Below are 17610 nucleotides of genomic sequence, written 5' to 3'. Positions count from 1 at the left end.
CGGGCGAGTCGCCTGTCGGCCCGAGTTCATAAGGTCTTAAGTATCGCTTTGCAAAAGACCGAGTAATGCAACGGGTCGCCGCGTTCACCGACACGTACCTCCCCACCGTCAACGGCGTCACGTACACCGTTCAGTCGTGGCGCGACCGCTGGGAACGGTCGGGCGGCCGGATGGACGTGGTGTATCCCGCGTCCGACGGCCACGAGTCCGGGAGCGGCGAGCACCCCGTCGGAAGCCTGCCGTTTCCCTTCTACGACGGCTTCCGCCTCGGCACGCCGAAGGTGCCGAAGGCCGTCCGGAACGCGGAGGTCGTCCACGCCCACACCCCCTTCAGCATCGGTCTCGGGGGGCTTCGGCTCGCGCGGAGCCGCGACCTCCCGTTCGTGGCCTCCTATCACACGCCCACCAGCGAGTACGCCGACTACATCTCGCCGACCGACGCGGTCGCGGCCGCGGTCGGTCGGGTCTGCGAGACCTACGAGCGGTGGTTCTTCGGGCGCGCCGACGCGGTCCTCACGCCCAGCGCGGCGACCCGCGACCACGTCCACGGGGAGGTCGGCGTCGACACCCCGGTCGAGGTCGTCCCCAACGGGGTCGACGTCGAGCGATTCAGTCCGGCCGACCCGGAGGCGGTCGAGGCGTTCCTCGACCGCCACGACCTCGCGGGCGAGCGACCCCTCGTCGGCTACACCGGCAGACACGGCTACGAGAAGCGCCTCTCGGAGCTCGTCGCGGCCGCATCGAAGATGGACGTGACCGTCGTGTTCGGCGGCGACGGCCCCGCGCGCGAGGACCTCGAACGACAGGCCGACAAGCAGGGGGCCGACGCCCGCTTCCTCGGATTTCTGGACCGCGAGGAACTGCCCGCGTTCTACTCGGCGCTCGACGCCTTCGCGTTCCCGAGCCCGGTCGAGACTCAGGGGCTGGTCGCGCTCGAAGCCAACGCCTGCGGGACGCCGGTCGTCGGCGCGAACGCGGGCGCGCTCGCCGACACCGTCGAGGACGGGGCGACCGGCTACCACTACGAGAGCGGCGACATCGCCGACTTCCGGGACGCCATCTCGCGCACCCTCGACGAGCGCGAGGACCTCCGCGGGACGTGTCTGGCCAGCCGCGAGGCGATCAGCGTCGAGCGCGCGGTCGAGCGACTGCGCGACGTGTACGACCGCGTGAGCTGAGACTCTCCTCCGGGTGGCCGCGCGACGCTACAGCTCGACGCGCTCGACGAGCTGATTGTCGTCCTCGCGGATGTTCACGGCGACGATGCGGATGTCGTCTTCCAGTCCCGAGTCCCGGAGCTTCGCCTTCAGGAGGTTGTCGACCTGGAAGACCCCCGCGGCGTTCAGCATCTCTATCTCCACGAGGACCGGCACCGCGTCGCCGGACATCAGCGAGACCCGCCGGATGGCCTGACTCGACACGGTGTTGATGCCCCGGCCGCCCTGCTCGTAGGGGATGCGCGAGCGGCCCTCCTCCATGTCGAGCGCGTCGGCGACACGGACCACGCCCGCCTCGGTCGTGAGGGGGTCCTCCTCGGTGTGGTGACACAGGATGGCGTGGAGGACCTCGCCCTTCACCCGGACCGCGTCCTTGCGGTCGTAGAAGTCGAACTCCGGGAGGATTCGGTCGAGGAGGTCGGCGGCGAGCGGAATCGACCAGTAGGCGTGGTCGTCGCGGTGGACGACGTGGCCGATGTCGTGGATGGTCGCCGCCAGCGCGACGATGACGCTCTCGTCGGCCTCGTCGAGTCCTTGGTCGGCCGCGCCGTTGAACTCGACGCCGCCCTCCTTGAGCAGGTCGTAGAGGGTGAGCGCCCGGTCGCGGACGATTTCGATGTGCTTGCTCCCGTGGTCGTTGTACCCCTTCCGGGTGACGGGGTTGACGTTCTGGGCGTCGAGGTAGGTCTGAATCTCGGGGTCCTCGTCGACGGACGCCAGCACCTCGTTGAGTCGGTCGTCGGGGAAGGCGTGGTCTGCGTCGGGGTCGTAGGTTCGGCGGCCCTCGTCGGATTCCTGCGTCTCGCTCATATGGTCTCCCTCGTCGCCCAGAGGAAAAAGCCCTCGGCCGCGCAGTGTCCGCTGGTGGTCACTCGGGTTTCTCGGCCGACCGGGAACGCGTTCGGAGCCGGTTCCTCGGGTCGGCAGCGAGCAAAAAGCCTATAATTTAGAATCAGCTATCCTCACGTAGAGATGGTAGAGATGATCCCACTATTCGGACCAATCCCGGGCGGGATGGAGATGATGGTGATACTCCTCATCGCCGTCCTGCTGTTCGGCGCGAACAAGATTCCCAAGCTCGCCCGCTCGACCGGCGAGGCCATGGGCGAGTTCAAGAAGGGCCGCCAGGAAGTCGAGCAGGAGCTCCAGGAGATGCAGGACCCGGACCTCGACGCCGACACTGACACCGACTCCGAGCCCATCGGTGAGGCTTCCACGGACTCGGCCACCGACTCCGAGACCGAAACCGAGACGAGCACCGAATAACTCGTTTTTTGTGGGGCGTGTGGCCTAGTGGATAGGGCAGGAGGTTCCTAACCTCCTGATCGCGGGTTCGAATCCCGTCACGCCCGCTGTCCGACGAGCGGAGCGAGTCGCAACAGCGGGCGTGAGGGTTCGAACCCTGCAAGTCACAGCCCGGAACGGCGAGAGCGAGGCGCAACGCGCCTCGGGAATGCGAGCGGTGCAACCGCGAGCGAAGCGCCGCACGCCCGGAATGTCTTGCTTCGGTTCGAATTCCGAAAGACGCGTCGGGGCTTTCGATGTTCGCAGACCAGCGGTCTGCTCACTCCCGTCACGCCCGTTCGGCTTCGCTTCGCTCGGCCTCACGGGCGTGACGACCCTCGCGAACAAACTCGAACGCGCTTCCCGCGCCCGCGACGGACGCGCTCGCGTCGGCCCGCGGCGCGGTCGCTCGCGGGGACGCCTGAACCGAATCGGCTTCTGAAAATCGGATTCCTTACTTAGCGAAGTATATTTAAGTTCATATACGCTCCGTCAGATGTATGGAAACTGATGAAGCGAACATGGATACGGAGTCTGGAGTTCTTCTTACCCTTCAACAGTATCATCTGCCAGCATTTGTCGCTGGTGTAGCACTAATTCTATTTCTGGTTGTTTTGAACCGAGGAATGCAGTCATCAATTGGATTAGCTGTTGTTGGGGAGGAGATTGTGACTCCGGTACGAATTGCACTAATTGGGCTAGGAACAGGATACTACTTAGCTGATGCATTGAAAAAGAATAATTCGGCTGTTATCGCTTTCCATGTCGGAGCGTTTCTGGCCTTGCTTTCTCTTGCAACGTGGTCAATTCAGATTCAACCAGTGGGTTTAGTATTGGGGACTGCCGTCTTATTTACATTCTCAATGAACATTTCGTCGCTAGTAGATTCATATGACGAGATTCGTAGAACATTCGATGCTCTTGCACGAGATATATCACGTGCAGGGCTAATTTTTGTCGTTTTTATACAGTATTCAGTTTCACTCTATTTTTGGTCTGATACCCAACTTTCCTCTTTCTCCGCGTTAGAGCAAACGATTATCCTTATATTTGGACTCATCATCCTCTACCTATCTATTCAAGGGACACGGGCTGTCATGGTGTGGCAACGGTCTGAGGAATAAGACCCGTTGCTGAATGACCAATAATGGAAAGTAGCTCTTATCCGTCGCCGTCCTCGTCGACGATGACGACCTCGCCGTCCTGCACGTCCACGTTGATGAGCGTCTTCACGTCGTAGTCGGTGTCGTCGAGTTCGTTCGGCCCCTCCTTCTTGATGACCGCGAGCACGTCGGCCACGTCGGCCCCGATGTGTTCGAGCGCCTCGGTGATGGCCTTCATCGTCCCGCCGGTGCTGAGCACGTCGTCGAGCAGGAGCACGCGGTCGCCCTCGTTGACGTTGTTGACGTACATCTCGTTCTCGGAGTAGCCGGTCTGCTGGGAGAGCGCGACCTCGCCCTCCAGTCCGTACTCGCGCTTGCGGATGACCACGAGGGGGATGTCGGTCATCAGCGACACCGCCGTGGAGATGTGGATGCCCATCGCCGCGGGGGTGACGATCTTGTCGACGTCCTCCAGTTCGGCCTTCCGGATGATGCGGATGACGATCTCCCGCAACAGGGCGGGTTCGAGCATCGGAATCCCGTCGCTGATGGGGTGGACGAAGTAGTGATAGCCGTCTTTCTCGATGATCGGCGCGTCGAGCAGAGACTGCCTCAGCTTATCCATGTTGGGGGTACTCGACGTGCCAATAAAAGGTGACGGTCTCGGTCCGTACTCGGTATGGTGTAGCGTGGTTCGGACTGCGAAAGTCATCGTCTGCTCGCGACGTGCCCGGGGAGCAGTCACCATGAATTCCTCCTCGAAAGCCCCCGCCCGCTCGCTATCAACGACGACTTCCAAAACCGAGAACACCCCGAAAGCCCCCGCCCGCTCGCTACCCACGACAGCTTCCAAAACCGCGAACACCCCGAAAGCCCCCGCCCGCTCGCGGTCGCTCTGCGGGATATTTCCGCGCCTCCCCCGCAACGCACAGCACCGGCGCGGAAATAGTGGCCCGCAGAGACGACCACGGGCCTGCGGCCCGCGACCGGGCGGCCCCTTTCAGTCCCACCCCGTGGATTGTGTCACCGGGCGTTTCTCGGTGGATTGTGTCACCGGGCGTTTCTCGGTGGATTGTGTCACCGGCCGATTTCCAGCGGATGATTCGTTGGGCGAGCGCCCGGTGGAACGTGAATCGGGCGACACTCCGGGTCGTCTCGACGGCCGATAAAATAGGGTGATGCAGTCTATCGCGGGGGTTTACAGCACCACGGCCAGCGCGACCACGAGCGCGGCCACCACGAGCAGGACGCCCCCGCGGATGTCGGTCCTGACCTCGATCTCCCGGCCGCCGACCACCTCGACGGCACCGCGACCGAGGCGGGCGACGCCAACGGTCGCGGCCCGCGCCGCGGCGACCGCGAGGCGGTCGACCGCGGCGTAGAGTTCGGTCACGCCGACCACGAGCGACCGGGTGCCGTAGAACGCCGCGGGGTTGTAGACGGCGTCTACGTCCGGGACCGCCCCGCCGTACTTCGCGAGGGGCTTTTTGATGAGGACGAACCCGACGAGCGCGATGGCCGCCAGCGCCAGCCCCTCGACGACGTGGCCCACCGTGTAGGTGACGTACTCGTGTGAGACGACCGCCTCGGTGGTCACGTCGAAGGGCAGGATGGCGAACAGCGCGCCGTCGAAGATGCCGTAGAAGACACAGAGCGCGGCCACGAGGACCATCCCGACGGTCTGGCCGCGGTTGGCGTCCTCGACGCTTCCGTCGTACTCGCCGTGGAGGAACGCGTAGTAGCCGAACTTGATGAACGAGAGGAAGGTGCCGACGCCCCCGATGAGGAGCAACAGTTCGAGGGTGTAGAAGTCGCCGACGGCGAGCGGTCCCTTCTCGAAGGTGTAGTGGCTCGCGGAGATGACGATGCCCTTGCTGACGAAGCCGTTGAACCCGGGGAACCCCGCGATTGAGAGCGCCGCGACGGTGAACGCGGCGGCCGTGACCGGCATCTCGCGGCCGAGCCCGCCAAGCTTCTTCAGGCTCTCCTTGCCGGTCCGGTAGATGACGACCCCCGCGGTCATGAACAGCAGGCCCTTGTAGAGGATGTGGTTGAAGACGTGGGCCATCGCACCGGCCTGACCCAGTGCCGTCCCGATGCCGACCCCAGCCACCATGTAGCCGACCTGCGACTGGATGTGGTACGACAGCAGGCGGCGCATGTCGTTCTGGAACAGGGCGTACGTCGCGCCGAACACGGCCATGATGCCGCCCATGTAGGCGATGGCGAGTTCGCCGTCGGGGAACGCCCGGTACATGCCGTACACGCCGGTCTTTGTGGTGTAGACGCAGAGGAACACGCTCGCGGCGATGTGGGGGCGCGGGTAGGTGTCGGGAAGCCACGCGTGGAGGCCCACGAACCCGACGTTGACGCCGATGCCGATGGCTGCCAGCAGTTGCGGGAACCCGGCGACGATGCCCTCGTCCGTGAACAGGAAGGTGCCGGTCTCGACGTAGTGCCAGACGATGGCGGCCATCAGGAGCGTCCCGCCGACGCCGTGGAGCAGGGCGTACCGGAAGCCCGCCCGGACCGCGCGGCCGCCGTGGTGCCACACCAGCAGGGTCGAGGTGACCGCCATCAGCTCCCAGAAGAACAGCAGCGAGAGCCAGTCGCCGCCGAACACCGCGCCGAGACTGCTGGCGACGTAGCTCAGCGCGAACGCGGTCTGGACGTTCTCGGCGTCGCTCGCGTACGAGTACAGCACCGCAGCCGCGCCGATGAACCCGAAGATGAGCCCCATCAGTTGCGAGAAGGCGTCCATATTGAACAGCACCACCGGGAAGCCGAACAGCTCCGCCGGGAGGTGGGTGCCCTCGGGAACCAGCCAGACGTAGGGGACGACCGCCGCGGTGGCGAGGACGCCCAGCGCGTGGCCGACTCGTCGCCCGACGAACGGTAGCACGAGCGCCGCCAGCAGGACGGGCACGAACGGCGGAACTATCGGGTCCATCAGACGCTCACCCCCGTCGCGCCGCTAACGACGAGACGAACGATGTCGAGGAACGCGACCGCGTCGGGGACGACCCCGAGCACGACCGACCCCGCCGCCGCGAAGAGGATGGGGAACAGCATGAACCACGTCGACTCCGCGCCGGTGGGCGCACGGCGCTCCCACGGGCCGGTGTGGCGGTGTCCGTGGTCGGCGTGTTCGGCGTGGTCGTCGCTCCCGTCGTGGTCGTCGTGACCGCCGTCGGTCGCGTAGTCGTCGCCGCCTCCGCCGAACCGACCGCCGAGGGCCCCTTCGAGCAGGGGCTTTTCGTCCTCGTCGCCCCGCGACTCGAAGAAGGCGGTGTAGACCACGGGCCAGAAGTACGCGATGTTGAGCACGCCCGAGACCAGCAGTGCGAGCGTGAACGCGACCTGCCCGGCCGACGCGCTACCGATGAGCAGGTAGTACTTGCTCACGAACCCGGCCACGACCGGGATGCCCGCCATCCCGGCCGCCGCGACCCCGAACGCGCCCATCGTGAGGGGCATCCGCTTTCCGATGCCCGCCATGTCGGAGATGTCGTCGGTGTGAGTCTCGACGTGGATGGCCCCCGCGCAGAAGAACAGCGTGAGCTTCATGAACGCGTGGGCGGGGATGTGGAGGAGTCCTCCGGCCAGCGCCATCGGGTGGAGTATCGCCAGTCCCAGCACGATGTACGAGAGCTGGCTCACCGTCGAGAACGCCAGCCTGCGCTTCAAGTTGTCCTGTCGGAGCGCGATGACGCTCGCGACGAGCAGCGTGAAGGCGGCGACAGCCGCGAGCGGAAGCCCCATCCCGAGGTCGCCGACGAGGTCGGGCCCGAACACGTCGAGCACCACGCGGGCGATGCCGAACACGCCGGACTTGACGACCGCGACCGCGTGGAGCAGTCCCGAGACCGGCGTCGGCGCGACCATCGCGTCGGGCAGCCACGAGTGCATCGGCATCAGCGCGGCCTTCACGCCGAACCCGGCGACCAGAAGGGCGAACGCCGCCCGAGCCATCGCGGGGTCGGCCTCAGCGAGCGCCGCGATGCCGCCCGCCGAGAAGTCGACCGTGCCGGTCAGCAGGAACACGAGCAGCATCCCGGCCAGCACCGCGACCCCACCGCCGAAGGTGTACGCGAGGTACTTGCGCCCGGCGGCGCGGGCCTCGTCGGTCTCGTCGTGGGCGACCAGCGGGTAGGTCGCGACCGTCAGCAGCTCGTAGAAGACGTACAGGACGACGAGGTTCGAGGCGAACGCCACGCCGACCGCCGACGCCACGCTCCCCGCGAACGCCGCGAAGTACCGCGTCTGGCCGTGCTCGGCGAGCCCGCGCATGTAGCCGATGCTGTAGAGGCTGGTCACGATCCACAGCGTGCTCGCCAGCAGGGCGAACAGGACTCCGAGCGGGTCGGCCCGGAGCGCGAACGAGACCTCGGGGACGAACGTCCCGAAGTCGGTGACGTAGGTGTCGCCCGCGAGCACGCCCGGGACCATGCTCGCGACGACCCCGAACGTCCCCACGGCCGCCAGCATGGTCCACGCCTCCCGGACGTTCGGACGCCCGCGGGAGGCGAAGATGGGTGCGATTGCGACGAGCGAGACCACCACCGCGGCGACCGGTCGGAGAGAATCTATCTCAGTCATTGTTCACGAGAGGAGGGCGGTCACGGTCGATTCGATGAGCTGTGCGTACTCGAAGGCGGCCGCGCCGAGCGCGACGCCAAGCAACGCGGCGGCGACGACGACCGCGTACATCCCGAGCGAGACGCCGCCGGGGGCGAGCGGCCCGCCGTCGGTGGCCGTCACGTCGGTCTCGGCGGCCGTGTCGCCGTCGGCGACCACGTCGGCCCCTCCGGGCGGGCGTCGGTCTCCTCGCCGGTCGGCGAGGAGACCGACGCCTCGCGGAAGAACATCCGCTCGACGAGTCGGGCGAAGTACGCCAGCGTCAGCAGGGTGCTGGCGACGATGACCGCGGTCAGCACCCACGCCCCGGACTCGACTGCGCCCAGCGCGATGTACCACTTGCCGACGAAGCCGACGGTCGGCGGGATGCCCACCATCGTCAGCGCGAGGACGCCCAGCGCGGTCGCGCCGACCGGCAGGCGGTCGGCGAGACCGTCGTACTCGGCGACCGTGCGCGCACCGGTGGCGGTCGCGACCGCTCCGGCCGCGAGGAACAGTCCGCCCTTCACGACGGCGTGGCCGACGAGGTGGACCGCCGCGCCGACCATCGCGGTCTCGTTGGCGAGCGATGCCCCCGCGACCACGAGGCCGAACTGGGCGACCGACGAGTAGGCCAGCATGCGCTTGACCTCTGTCTGAGCGACCGCCAGCACGCTTCCGGCGACGATGCTCACCATCGCCGCGGCCGCGAGCAGGTCCCGGGCGAAGGGGTTCGCCGCGAGGAAGTCGGCGGTGAACACCGTGTAGACCACGCGAATCAGCGCGTAGGCCGAGACGGTCGAGACCAGCGCCGAGATGAGCCCCGACACCGAGTCGGGCGAGGCGGCGTACGCCTCGGGTTGCCAGGTGTGAAGCGGGAACACCGCGACCTTGATGAACAGGCCGACGACGACGAACGCGAACGCCGCCCGCGCGAGCGTCGAGGCGTGGCCCACGTCCTCGGCGAGCAGTCCGGCGAGGTCGGCCATGTTGAGCGTCCCGGTCCCGATGTAGAGGTAGCCGATGCCCAGCAGGAACAGCGACGCGCCCACCGTCCCGATGAGGAGGTACCGGAGCGCCGCGACCGCCGACCGACCGCCGTCGTCGCTGGCGACCAGCACGTACGCCGCCAGCCCCGTGATTTCGAGGAAGACGTACATGTTGAACAGGTCGCCGGTGATGGTCATCCCCGACAGCCCCGCGACCAGCAGGAGGTACGCGGCGTAGAACGCGTTCGAGCGCGGTCCCGCGGCCCGGGCGTAGCTCAGCACCCCGAGCGCGACGACCGCCACGAGGACGAGCACCGACGCCGAGAGGCCGTCTATCACGAGTTCGATGCCGTAGGGCACCTCGAACCCGCCGACGACGTACCGGATGGTTCCCTCGACGAACGCGCGTCGGGCGAGTTCGACCGCGAGTCCGACCTGCGCGACCGACGCCGCGAGCGCGACCGGCCACCCCGTCTCCGAGCGGACCAGTCCCGCCAGTAGCGCGACCACCGAGCCGATTATCGGGACGGCGACCGCGATGGGGACGAGGTCAGTCATCGTGGCGCACCTCCCAGAGGACATCGGCGTCGAGCGTGCCGTACTCGGAGTGGATTCGCACGATGAGCCCCAGCGCGACCGCGGTGAGGCTCACCCCGACCACGATGGCGGTCAGGATGAGGACGTGGGGGAGGGGACTGACGTGGGGCGCGTCGGCCGTCAGCACGGGCGGGTTCGCGCCGTCGAGGTAGGCCGCCGCGATGAAGAACAGGAAGATGCCCGTCTGGAACACGTTCATCCCGATGACCTTCTTCACGAGGTTGCGGTTGCCGATCATCATGTAAGTGCCGACCCCCAGCAGCACGAACGTCACGAGGTAGTAGTACCGCGACGCGAGCAGGTCGATCACGCCGTCTCACCTCCCTGCATCCCGGCCGCGATGGCGAAGAACAGGCCGGTGATGATGCCGGAGACGATGACGCCGATGAGGAGTTCGACCAGCTCGATGCCGTACTTGCTCGGGTGGGGGATGCCGAACGCGTCGCCGAACACGGGGTAGTCGAGGAACGCCCCGCCGAGCGCCACCGTGCCGACCCCGACAGCCACGAAGCCGAGCGTTCCGAGGCCGATTATCACCATGACGGTCTCCGGGTCGACCCACTCGCGGGTCGGCTCGATGCCGAACGCGATGCCCAGCATCAGGATGACGGTGCCGACGATGACCCCGCCCTGGAAGCCGCCGCCCGACGAGTCCGCGCCGTGGAACATGATGAACAGCCCGAACGTGAACACGAAGGGCGCGACGACCCGGACGGTCGCCATGATGATGGGGCTCTCGACGTAGGGGCGGGGCTCCGCTCCGTTCGAGACGGCCTCGGGGGCCTCGGCCTCCGGGTCACGCGCGGCGTCGGCCTCCTCGTCCGGGGGCGTCTCGCTCACGCGAACACCTCCTTTCGAAGCACGACCAAGATACCGACGCCCGCGGCGTACACCACGACCGCCTCCCCGAGGGTGTCGAACCCACGGTAGGCCGCCAGCACCGCGGTGACGGCGTTCTTGACGCCCGCCTCCTCGTAGGCGTTGTCGAGGTAGTAGGCGGTCACCTCGGAGGTCGCGACCGGGGTCTCCGCGCCGCCGACCGGCGGGAGCGCCCCGAGCGTGGTCGCGAGCACGCCGACCAGCGCGAGCGCGACCCCGAGCGCGGGGAGGTCGAGGCGCTCGATGGTCCGCTGGCCCGACGGCCGGACGGTCTTGGCGATGGTCAACAGGAACAGGACCGTGGTCACGCCAGCGCCGACGGCGGCCTCGGTGAGGCCGACGTCGGGCGCGCGGAGCACGACCCAGATGACCGCCATGCCGAGGCTGTAGGCGGCGAACGCGATGATGGAGCCGAGCACGTCCCGGAGCACCGCGGTGGCGAGCGCGGTCGCGAGCACGAACCCCAGCAGGGTGAGTTCGAGGGGACTCATTCCTCGACCTCCCTCTCGGTCGGCCCGGACCCCGTTCCGTCGGTCGGCCCGGACCCCGTTCCGTCGGCCGACCCGCTGTCGGCCCCGTCTCTGGTCCACGGCTCGATGCCCTCCTCGGCGGCCGCCCGCGCGATGGCGTGGGCGGCGGTCGGATTCGTGATGAACATGAACAAAAGCAGGAGTACCGCCTTGACGGTCGAGACGTCGAGTCCGAACGTCACCGCCACCGCGGCCAGCGAGAGTCCGGCCGCGAGGGTGTCGCTCTTCGAGGCGCTGTGCGACCGGGTGTAGAGGTCGGGGAGCCGAACGATGCCCACCGCGGCGACGACGGCGAAGAACACGCCGCCCGCCGCCAGCACGAGGACGGCTATCTCACGGGGCGTCACAGCACACCACCCCGCTCGACGGTGAACTTCGAGATGGCGATGCTCATCAGGAAGTTCAGCAGGGCGTAGACGATGGCGATGTCGAGCGCGCCGACGTCGCGGTACGCGCCCGCGACCAGCGCGATGGTCACCACGATGTTCGAACCGATGACGTTGACCGCGATGACCCGGTCCTGCATCGTCGGCCCGCGGACGAGTCGGTACACGACCACGAGCGAGATGAGGACGAAGGCGGCGGCCGCGGTCAACAACACGTCGCTGATGAATGTCACGTTGTGTCACTCTCCGTTGTGGTCTCGGTGTCGTTCGAGTCCCCGGCGCGCTCGGCCGGACTCGGGATGTCGGCCGCCGACCGGCCGTAGAAGACGAACCGGACCGCCCGTTCGAGCCCCCCGTCGAGGAGGTCCTCACGCGAATCGGTCGTCAGCGCGTGAACCGTGAATTTCTGTCGGTTCACGTCGACGGTGAGCGTCCCCGGCGTGAGGGTGATGCTGTTGGCCAGCGTCGTCACCGGTAGCTCCGACCAGACCGCGGCGTCGAACTCCACGACCTCGGGGTCGATGGGGAGGTCGGGGTGGAGCACGACGTAGGCGATCTGGACGTTCGCCTTCGCGATCTCCCACACCAGAAGGGGCGCGTACAGCCCCATCCGGACGAGTCGGCCGACCAGCCGACCCACGTTGGCGAACCCGCTCAGCGAGATGCGCCACAGCAGGCCCGCGACCACGAGGCCGGAGATGGCCCCGGTCGCGAGTTCGAACGGCGCGAGCGACCCCGCGATGACGAGGTAGAACCCGAACGCCCAGCCGAACAGCACCACGAACTGGCCGAGGCTGGCGCGCCGGACGATGGGGAACCGCCGCGTCGGCCGGTCGACCGGCGCGACCTCGGCGTCGAGGCCCGCCCGTTCGAGTTCGGTCTCCAGCGGAGGAAGGAGGGGTGTCATCCCCAGCGGATTGAACTCGGGGTCGAGGACGACCGTCTCGATGGCGTTCTCGCGGGCGTACCGACCGAGCACGTCTGCGTAGTCGCGGGGATTGAACAGGTACTCGCCCTCGGCGACGAAGCCGGTCTCGACGCCGACGTCGGCGTCGTACTCCGCGAGGTCCTCCTCGATCCACGCCTCGACGCGGCCGAGGAGTTCCTCGGCATCCGCGGGGCGTTGGCCGGGGGTGATTCGCTGGCTCACGGGATAGACGAAGTGGATGGTCGGACGCGGCTCCGAGTCGGACTCGGCCGCGGTGGTGGCGGCGTACGCCACCGTGTTGCGAAGCGTGGACGAATCGCGAACCGGAACCAGGATGCGCGCTCCCGTCATTGTCGCGTTGCTCTCGGCGCGTTGCTCTCGGGACGACGATACGCCAGTAGGTGTCCGACCATCGTTGATATCCTACCTGAAAAGCGCGCCCAGTGTCTAAAGATTGCTTCGGTTTCTCACGGTTCGCCGCCGAATCGGCGCGGCCTCAGGACAGTTCCTCGGCCAGTCGCTCGGCGACCTTCCGGCCCAGTTCGGCCTTCGTCCCCTCGTGTTCGCGAACGCTCGACTCGTCGACGAACAGCGCGCGGGTCCGGTCGTCGCCCATCACTCCGGCGTCGTTGGCGACCACGAACGAGAGGTCGGCGCGCCGGAGCGTCTCGCGGGCGCGCTCGACCATCGCCGCGTCGTCGCCGCCGGTCTCGGCCTTGAACCCCACGATGGGGATGTCGCTGTCGGCGCGAATCTCGTCGATGAGTTTCGGGGTCGACGACAGGTCGAGCGAGAGGTCCCGGCCCGAGCGTATCTTCTCCCCTTCGGCCTCGACCGTGTAGTCGGAGATGGCCGCGGCCGAGACGAGCGCCGAGGCGCTCGTCTCGGTCGCCTGCCGGACCGCCGCGAGCATCTCCTCGGCGGTCTCGACCGATACGAGATCGGCGTAGGCGACCTCCCCGACGGCCTCGCCCCGTCCGAGCGCGTGGGGGCCGACGAACCCGTGGACCAGCGTCACGTCGGCACCGAGGACGTGGCAGGCCCGGGCGACCGCCCGGCCGGTCCGGCCCGACGACCGGTTCGTGAGGACCCGGACGGGGTCGACCGGTTCGCCGGTCGCGCCGCTGGTGACGACCACGCGCTCGCCCGCGAGGGGGTCGGGCGTGGCGGCGCGCGCGACTGCGAGCGCGATGGCGTCCTCGGTCGCGATCTTGGCCTTGCCCTCCTCGATTCGGGGGTCGACGAACTCGACGCCCCACGACTCGACGCGCTCTATCGCGTCGAGGACGCCGGGGTGGTCGTACATGGGTTCGTGCATCGCGGGCGCGACCACGACCGGGACGCCCGCGCCGAGCGCGGTCGTCGCGCAGGTGGTCACGGGCGTGTCGTCTATCGCGGCCGCCACCTTGCCGACGGTGTTGGCGGTCGCCGGGGCGAGGAGGAACACGTCGGCCCACCCGTCCCGGCCGCAGAGTTCGACGTGCTCTACGTCCCCGGTTATCTCGGTGACGACCGGATTGTCGGTGGCGAACTCGACCGCCCATGGGTGGACGATACCACGCGCGCTGTCGGTCGTCACCGCGCGGACCGACGCGCCGCGCCGCCGGAGTTCGTGGGCCAACTCGACCACCTTCACCGCGGCGATGCTACCGGTGACGCCCAGCGCGACGTTGACTCCCGCGAGCATTACCCGACGTTCGGGTCCTGATACGTTAAATGGGTGTGGGTTCGACTCGCCGCGCGGGCCGACTCCGATTCCGCGGTATCGAGTCGTTCCGGGCTCCCACCGCCCCGAACAATACAGTATAAAAACTGAGAATCTAGCATTGAAACAGTTGCAACGGTCGGGAGGGCCGGTTCGAAATCGTCGGGAACGAGTCCCCGCTTGATATACCCCGGCCACCAGGGACTGGGTGTATGACGGAACACACCCTCGCAGACGAGAACGTTGCCGAAGTGAGTGCGGCCTTCGACCTGCTCTCGAACGCTCGCCGCCGCGGCGTCCTCTACGCGGTCGGCCGCGACGGCCGCGCGGCCGTCGACGACCTCGCCGAGCGCATCGCCGCGTGGCAACGCGACGGCGGGTCCGTCGAGGAGACCGGCGGTCCGAGCGCCGACGAGGTCCGGACGAGCCTCGTCCACGTCCACCTCCCCAAACTCGCCGACGCGGGGGTCGTGGCGTACGACCGCTCGACGGGAATCGTGCGCCTCACCGAGTCGGCGACCGACCTCGAACCCTACCTGCGGCGGTCCGACGACTCGGACTCGATGCAGTCGGGGTCGCCCCGCACGCCCGGCTTCGCCGACTGAATTCGGGCATCGCATCGAGGTTCCGGCGGGTCGAAGGGAGCGTCGTCGATTCGTTCCGGGGTCCGAATCCGGAACGGCAATGGACTCGCGTTTCGGAAACGGGGTCAGTCGTCGTCGACGCTCGGGTGCTGTTCGGGTTCGCCGGGGTGGGGCGACTCGAAGTACTCGCGCATGACCGACCGGGATTCGGCCTCGCGCCGACCGCGCTCTTGCCCGTCTATCTCCTCGCAGCCCGGCGGGAGGTCCCGACCGCGCCCGGTGAAGTACCGGTCGGGCGCGACCCAGTCGTGGTAGAACGGCCGGTCGTCGTCCTCCAGCAGGGTCACCGCGACCTCCGCGCCGTGGCCCGCGACGACCGCGGTCTGGTGGGGCTTCCCGGCGAGGCGGCCCGCGGCGTAGAGGCCCCCGACCCCGGTCCGGCCGCGCTCGTCGGTCTCGACGAAGGTCTTGCCGCGCTCGACGAACTCCACTCCCTCCACGCCGTCGAGGTAGCCCGTCTCGTTCTTGGTCGCCGCGACGACGGACGCCGATTCGAACCGGTCGCCCCCGGCGGTCTCGACCGCGAACCGGTCGCCAGCACCGTCGTCGGCGTCGGTCCGGTTCACCGCGACCACCTCGGCCTCCCGGCGCTCACAGCCCGCGCGGTCGGCCTGATCGGCGAGCATGTCGAGGAACAGCCGGGAGTCGACGCCCGCCGGGAAGCCGGGGACGTTCTCCAGATGGGCGTTTCGCCGGAGCAGCGACCCGCCCGCGTCGAGGACGAGCGTCCGGAAGTCGTGTCGGGCGGTGTAGACCGCGGCGGTCAGGCCCGCGACCCCGCCGCCGACGATCACCACGTCGTAAGCGTCTCGGTCTGCCATGGTGGGGCGTTCGCGCGCAGGGAGTAACAAATCTCGCGGTTCGGGTCGGACCCCTCGGAGTGACGACAGACCGACCCGGCCAACCCGGCGCGCGCTGGCGCGACCTCACTGTTCGAGGTCGCGCCCTCATGCGCGAGGGACGAGGACCGCAGACTGCGAGCGAAGCGAGCAGTCGCGGACCGCAGTCGGTTGGGGAGGCGTGTGGCCTGCGGTCGCGGTGCGGTTTCTCCTCGGTACCGGGAGTAGCTAGCTTCTCGGCGTCCGAGATTCTGTTTCGAACGCTTCTGAGCTAGCTACTCCCGTCACCTATGAGGACCGCACCTCGTCCTCCCCAGCCTCCTGCGGTCCTCACTGCGTTGCGGTCCTCGTCCACCGTCAGAGCGTCGCTCTGACGAGCCTGCGTTCGCTCCGCTCACGCAGACCTCGCGCGCGAGCAACGCGCGCGCCGAACGATACATTCCCGGTCGACATTTTCGTTCGGTTCTCGGTCGAGGGCGAGCAGAACGACGCCAATCACCCCCAGTCGCCGGAACTTTTACGCTCCGCTCGTCCGAACCCCGGTTCGTGGACAGCGTCGAAGTCAGCACCGTCGTCTACGTGCCGCCCGAGGAGGCCTACGAGTTTCTCACCGACTTCGAGGGGTACGCCGGGTACTCGAAGCACCTCACCGGGGTCGAGCGCCACGGCGACGGCGGCCCGGGAACCGAGTACGACATCCACCTCCGGTGGTGGAAGCTGAACTACACCGTCCGGTCGACGGTGACCGACCTCGACCGGCCCGAGCGTATCGACTGGCGACTGGTCAAGGACCTCGACGCCCGCGGGCAGTGGCTGGTCGACCACGTCCCCGAGGAGGCCCCCGAGGACCGCGAGACCGCCTCGCGGGTCCGACTCGTCATCCGGTTCGACGCCGACTCGGCGAGTTCGGACATGCTCGACCTGCCGCGGCTGGTCTCGCTCGGATGGGTCGTCAAGAAGGTCGAACCGCTCGTGCTGGAGGAGGCCGAGCGCGTGGTCGAGCGCATCGTCGCCGACCTCGAAGGCGAGCACCGCCCGGTCGAACTGACGCTTCACGACACGCCCGACTCGGTGTGAACACGCCCGAGTCGATGTGTGGATTCGGACTCGGCGAAAAACGGGACTCCGCCGCTACTCGTCGAGTTCGCCGTAGTCGCCGCCGAACTTGATGAAGAAGTACGCCAGCCCGAGCGTGAACACGAGCGCGGCGGTGGTGGCGATGCTGAGCGTCTTGGCGCTGCTCGGGACCGCGGGCCCGGCGGCCGCACCGCCGCCTCCGGCGTCCTCAGAGACGGTGATGGTGGCTTCCATCCCGGCGCTCTGGTGGGGGGTGCAGTAGTAGGCGTAGTCGCCCTCGGTCTCGAAGGTGTACTCGTACTCGTAGCCGGTGTCGTAGGTCTCGTCGTCGCCGCCCTCGGTGCCTTCCCAGTCGGAGTCGTCGGGCGTGCTCTCGGCCACCACGTTGTGGTTGTCCGAGTCCCAGACCCACTTGACCGTCGTTCCGGGCGTAATTTCGAGTTCCGCGGGGTCGTAGACGAGTTCGCCACCGGGGCCGACGGTGACTTCTTCGGTGCTGCCGCCACCGCCGCCGTCGCCGTCGCCCTCGGATTCGTTGTCTTGGCCCGCCGCGGTCCCCGCCGCGGCCGCGGTCGCGGCCGCGCCGGTGGCGGTCCGCATGAACCCGCGCCGCGTGACCGACTCGCTCGGTTCCGTGTTCGTCATACCTGACGGTAGCGCGGGCGGGTACTCTATACTTTCGATACGACCTCTTCCCGCGCTCCGCAACCTTTTCCTGCGCTCCGGGCCGCGCTCCGCAACCGTTTGCCAGCGGAGGCCCGCGCGGAGCGCGGGCCTCCGCTGGCAAACGGTTGCTCAAAAGCCTTCGCTCGCGG

20 protein-coding genes and 1 tRNA gene are annotated in these 17610 nt (G+C 67.8%); 6 read left to right on the top strand and 15 right to left on the bottom strand.

Translation table 11 applies throughout. The features are described 5' to 3' along the window. Positions 1–65: 65 nt before the first annotated feature. Entirely contained in the window at positions 66–1178 is a 1113-nt protein-coding gene (locus NGM10_RS02870) for a glycosyltransferase (RefSeq protein WP_253481617.1), read from the top strand. 27 nt (positions 1179–1205) lie between these two features. Here the strand turns inward: NGM10_RS02870 and NGM10_RS02865 are convergent, their stop codons facing one another. After that, positions 1206–2027, bottom strand: a complete 822-nt coding sequence (locus NGM10_RS02865; RefSeq protein WP_253481615.1) for an HD domain-containing protein — start codon at positions 2025–2027, stop codon at positions 1206–1208. Between the two features lie 162 nt (positions 2028–2189). Here NGM10_RS02865 and NGM10_RS02860 point away from each other — a divergent pair, with 162 nt between their 5' ends. The 3 genes from NGM10_RS02860 (at position 2190) to NGM10_RS02850 (ending at position 3625) form a co-directional block, all read left to right on the top strand. Beyond that, on the top strand, positions 2190–2483 hold the full coding sequence (locus tag NGM10_RS02860; protein WP_253481613.1) for a twin-arginine translocase TatA/TatE family subunit: 294 nt from the start codon (positions 2190–2192) through the stop codon (positions 2481–2483). 13 nt (positions 2484–2496) lie between these two features. Continuing rightward, positions 2497–2569, top strand: a tRNA-Arg gene (locus NGM10_RS02855). Positions 2570–3001: 432 nt separating this feature from the next. After that, positions 3002–3625: a hypothetical protein gene (locus tag NGM10_RS02850; protein WP_253481611.1), complete on the top strand. Its 624-nt coding sequence runs from the start codon at positions 3002–3004 to the stop codon at positions 3623–3625. Between the two features lie 37 nt (positions 3626–3662). Here the strand turns inward: NGM10_RS02850 and hpt are convergent, their stop codons facing one another. The 12 genes from hpt to coaBC form a co-directional block, all read right to left on the bottom strand. After that, positions 3663–4229 (bottom strand): hypoxanthine/guanine phosphoribosyltransferase, encoded by a 567-nt coding sequence (gene hpt / locus NGM10_RS02845; RefSeq protein WP_253481609.1) that lies wholly within the window; start codon positions 4227–4229, stop codon positions 3663–3665. 573 nt (positions 4230–4802) lie between these two features. After that, complete coding sequence (locus tag NGM10_RS02840; protein WP_253481607.1) at positions 4803–6554, bottom strand: Na(+)/H(+) antiporter subunit D; 1752 nt, start codon at positions 6552–6554, stop codon at positions 4803–4805. Continuing rightward, complete coding sequence (locus NGM10_RS02835; protein ID WP_253481604.1) at positions 6554–8203, bottom strand: cation:proton antiporter; 1650 nt, start codon at positions 8201–8203, stop codon at positions 6554–6556. The genes NGM10_RS02840 and NGM10_RS02835 overlap by 1 nt, the downstream gene beginning before the upstream one ends. A gap of 3 nt (positions 8204–8206) precedes the next feature. Then, entirely contained in the window at positions 8207–8401 is a 195-nt protein-coding gene (locus tag NGM10_RS02830; protein ID WP_253481602.1) for a hypothetical protein, read from the bottom strand. After that, positions 8362–9768, bottom strand: a complete 1407-nt coding sequence (locus NGM10_RS02825; protein WP_253481601.1) for a monovalent cation/H+ antiporter subunit D family protein — start codon at positions 9766–9768, stop codon at positions 8362–8364. The genes NGM10_RS02830 and NGM10_RS02825 overlap by 40 nt, the downstream gene beginning before the upstream one ends. Then, complete coding sequence (locus NGM10_RS02820) at positions 9761–10117, bottom strand: cation:proton antiporter subunit C (RefSeq protein ID WP_253481600.1); 357 nt, start codon at positions 10115–10117, stop codon at positions 9761–9763. The genes NGM10_RS02825 and NGM10_RS02820 overlap by 8 nt, the downstream gene beginning before the upstream one ends. After that, positions 10114–10647: an MnhB domain-containing protein gene (locus tag NGM10_RS02815; RefSeq protein ID WP_256504369.1), complete on the bottom strand. Its 534-nt coding sequence runs from the start codon at positions 10645–10647 to the stop codon at positions 10114–10116. Before NGM10_RS02815 ends, NGM10_RS02820 begins: the two co-directional genes overlap by 4 nt. Further along, positions 10644–11177: a DUF4040 domain-containing protein gene (locus NGM10_RS02810; protein WP_253481599.1), complete on the bottom strand. Its 534-nt coding sequence runs from the start codon at positions 11175–11177 to the stop codon at positions 10644–10646. The genes NGM10_RS02815 and NGM10_RS02810 overlap by 4 nt, the downstream gene beginning before the upstream one ends. Continuing rightward, positions 11174–11563: a monovalent cation/H(+) antiporter subunit G gene (gene mnhG / locus NGM10_RS02805; protein ID WP_253481598.1), complete on the bottom strand. Its 390-nt coding sequence runs from the start codon at positions 11561–11563 to the stop codon at positions 11174–11176. The genes NGM10_RS02810 and mnhG overlap by 4 nt, the downstream gene beginning before the upstream one ends. Next, entirely contained in the window at positions 11560–11835 is a 276-nt protein-coding gene (locus tag NGM10_RS02800) for a cation:proton antiporter (protein ID WP_253481597.1), read from the bottom strand. Before NGM10_RS02800 ends, mnhG begins: the two co-directional genes overlap by 4 nt. Continuing rightward, on the bottom strand, positions 11832–12881 hold the full coding sequence (locus NGM10_RS02795) for a monovalent cation/H+ antiporter subunit E (protein ID WP_253481596.1): 1050 nt from the start codon (positions 12879–12881) through the stop codon (positions 11832–11834). Before NGM10_RS02795 ends, NGM10_RS02800 begins: the two co-directional genes overlap by 4 nt. A gap of 145 nt (positions 12882–13026) precedes the next feature. Then, complete coding sequence (gene coaBC / locus NGM10_RS02790) at positions 13027–14217, bottom strand: bifunctional phosphopantothenoylcysteine decarboxylase/phosphopantothenate--cysteine ligase CoaBC (RefSeq protein ID WP_253481595.1); 1191 nt, start codon at positions 14215–14217, stop codon at positions 13027–13029. Between the two features lie 230 nt (positions 14218–14447). Here coaBC and NGM10_RS02785 point away from each other — a divergent pair, with 230 nt between their 5' ends. Then, on the top strand, positions 14448–14840 hold the full coding sequence (locus NGM10_RS02785; RefSeq protein ID WP_253481593.1) for a DUF7344 domain-containing protein: 393 nt from the start codon (positions 14448–14450) through the stop codon (positions 14838–14840). 104 nt (positions 14841–14944) lie between these two features. Here the strand turns inward: NGM10_RS02785 and NGM10_RS02780 are convergent, their stop codons facing one another. Then, positions 14945–15700, bottom strand: a complete 756-nt coding sequence (locus NGM10_RS02780; protein ID WP_253481592.1) for an NAD(P)-binding protein — start codon at positions 15698–15700, stop codon at positions 14945–14947. 564 nt (positions 15701–16264) lie between these two features. On the opposite strand from NGM10_RS02780, the gene NGM10_RS02775 reads away from it, so the two are divergent. Then, positions 16265–16795, top strand: coding sequence for a type II toxin-antitoxin system RatA family toxin (locus tag NGM10_RS02775; protein ID WP_253481590.1), 531 nt, complete (start codon positions 16265–16267; stop codon positions 16793–16795). A 54-nt stretch (positions 16796–16849) separates the two neighbouring features. Here the strand turns inward: NGM10_RS02775 and NGM10_RS02770 are convergent, their stop codons facing one another. Next, the gene (locus NGM10_RS02770; RefSeq protein ID WP_253481588.1) at positions 16850–17440 is read right to left on the bottom strand and encodes a plastocyanin/azurin family copper-binding protein; all 591 of its coding nucleotides are present in this window, start codon (positions 17438–17440) and stop codon (positions 16850–16852) included. Positions 17441–17610 lie beyond the last annotated feature (170 nt).

This window comes from Halorussus salilacus, assembly GCF_024138125.1.
GTDB classification, from domain to species: domain Archaea; phylum Halobacteriota; class Halobacteria; order Halobacteriales; family Haladaptataceae; genus Halorussus; species Halorussus salilacus.
Note: the sequence above shows the minus strand (reverse complement) of the source record. Positions and strands in the feature narration are given on the sequence as shown.

Coding starts and splice junctions, on each gene's coding strand:
- NGM10_RS02870 (WP_253481617.1), top strand. CDS start 66: ATGCAACGGGTCGCCGCGTTCACCGACACGTACCTCCCCACCGTCAAC.
- NGM10_RS02865 (WP_253481615.1), bottom strand. CDS start 2,027: ATGAGCGAGACGCAGGAATCCGACGAGGGCCGCCGAACCTACGACCCC.
- NGM10_RS02860 (WP_253481613.1), top strand. CDS start 2,190: ATGGTAGAGATGATCCCACTATTCGGACCAATCCCGGGCGGGATGGAG.
- NGM10_RS02850 (WP_253481611.1), top strand. CDS start 3,002: ATGGAAACTGATGAAGCGAACATGGATACGGAGTCTGGAGTTCTTCTT.
- hpt (WP_253481609.1), bottom strand. CDS start 4,229: ATGGATAAGCTGAGGCAGTCTCTGCTCGACGCGCCGATCATCGAGAAA.
- NGM10_RS02840 (WP_253481607.1), bottom strand. CDS start 6,554: ATGGACCCGATAGTTCCGCCGTTCGTGCCCGTCCTGCTGGCGGCGCTC.
- NGM10_RS02835 (WP_253481604.1), bottom strand. CDS start 8,203: ATGACTGAGATAGATTCTCTCCGACCGGTCGCCGCGGTGGTGGTCTCG.
- NGM10_RS02825 (WP_253481601.1), bottom strand. CDS start 9,768: ATGACTGACCTCGTCCCCATCGCGGTCGCCGTCCCGATAATCGGCTCG.
- NGM10_RS02810 (WP_253481599.1), bottom strand. CDS start 11,177: ATGAGTCCCCTCGAACTCACCCTGCTGGGGTTCGTGCTCGCGACCGCG.
- NGM10_RS02795 (WP_253481596.1), bottom strand. CDS start 12,881: ATGACGGGAGCGCGCATCCTGGTTCCGGTTCGCGATTCGTCCACGCTT.
- coaBC (WP_253481595.1), bottom strand. CDS start 14,217: ATGCTCGCGGGAGTCAACGTCGCGCTGGGCGTCACCGGTAGCATCGCC.
- NGM10_RS02785 (WP_253481593.1), top strand. CDS start 14,448: ATGACGGAACACACCCTCGCAGACGAGAACGTTGCCGAAGTGAGTGCG.
- NGM10_RS02780 (WP_253481592.1), bottom strand. CDS start 15,700: ATGGCAGACCGAGACGCTTACGACGTGGTGATCGTCGGCGGCGGGGTC.
- NGM10_RS02770 (WP_253481588.1), bottom strand. CDS start 17,440: ATGACGAACACGGAACCGAGCGAGTCGGTCACGCGGCGCGGGTTCATG.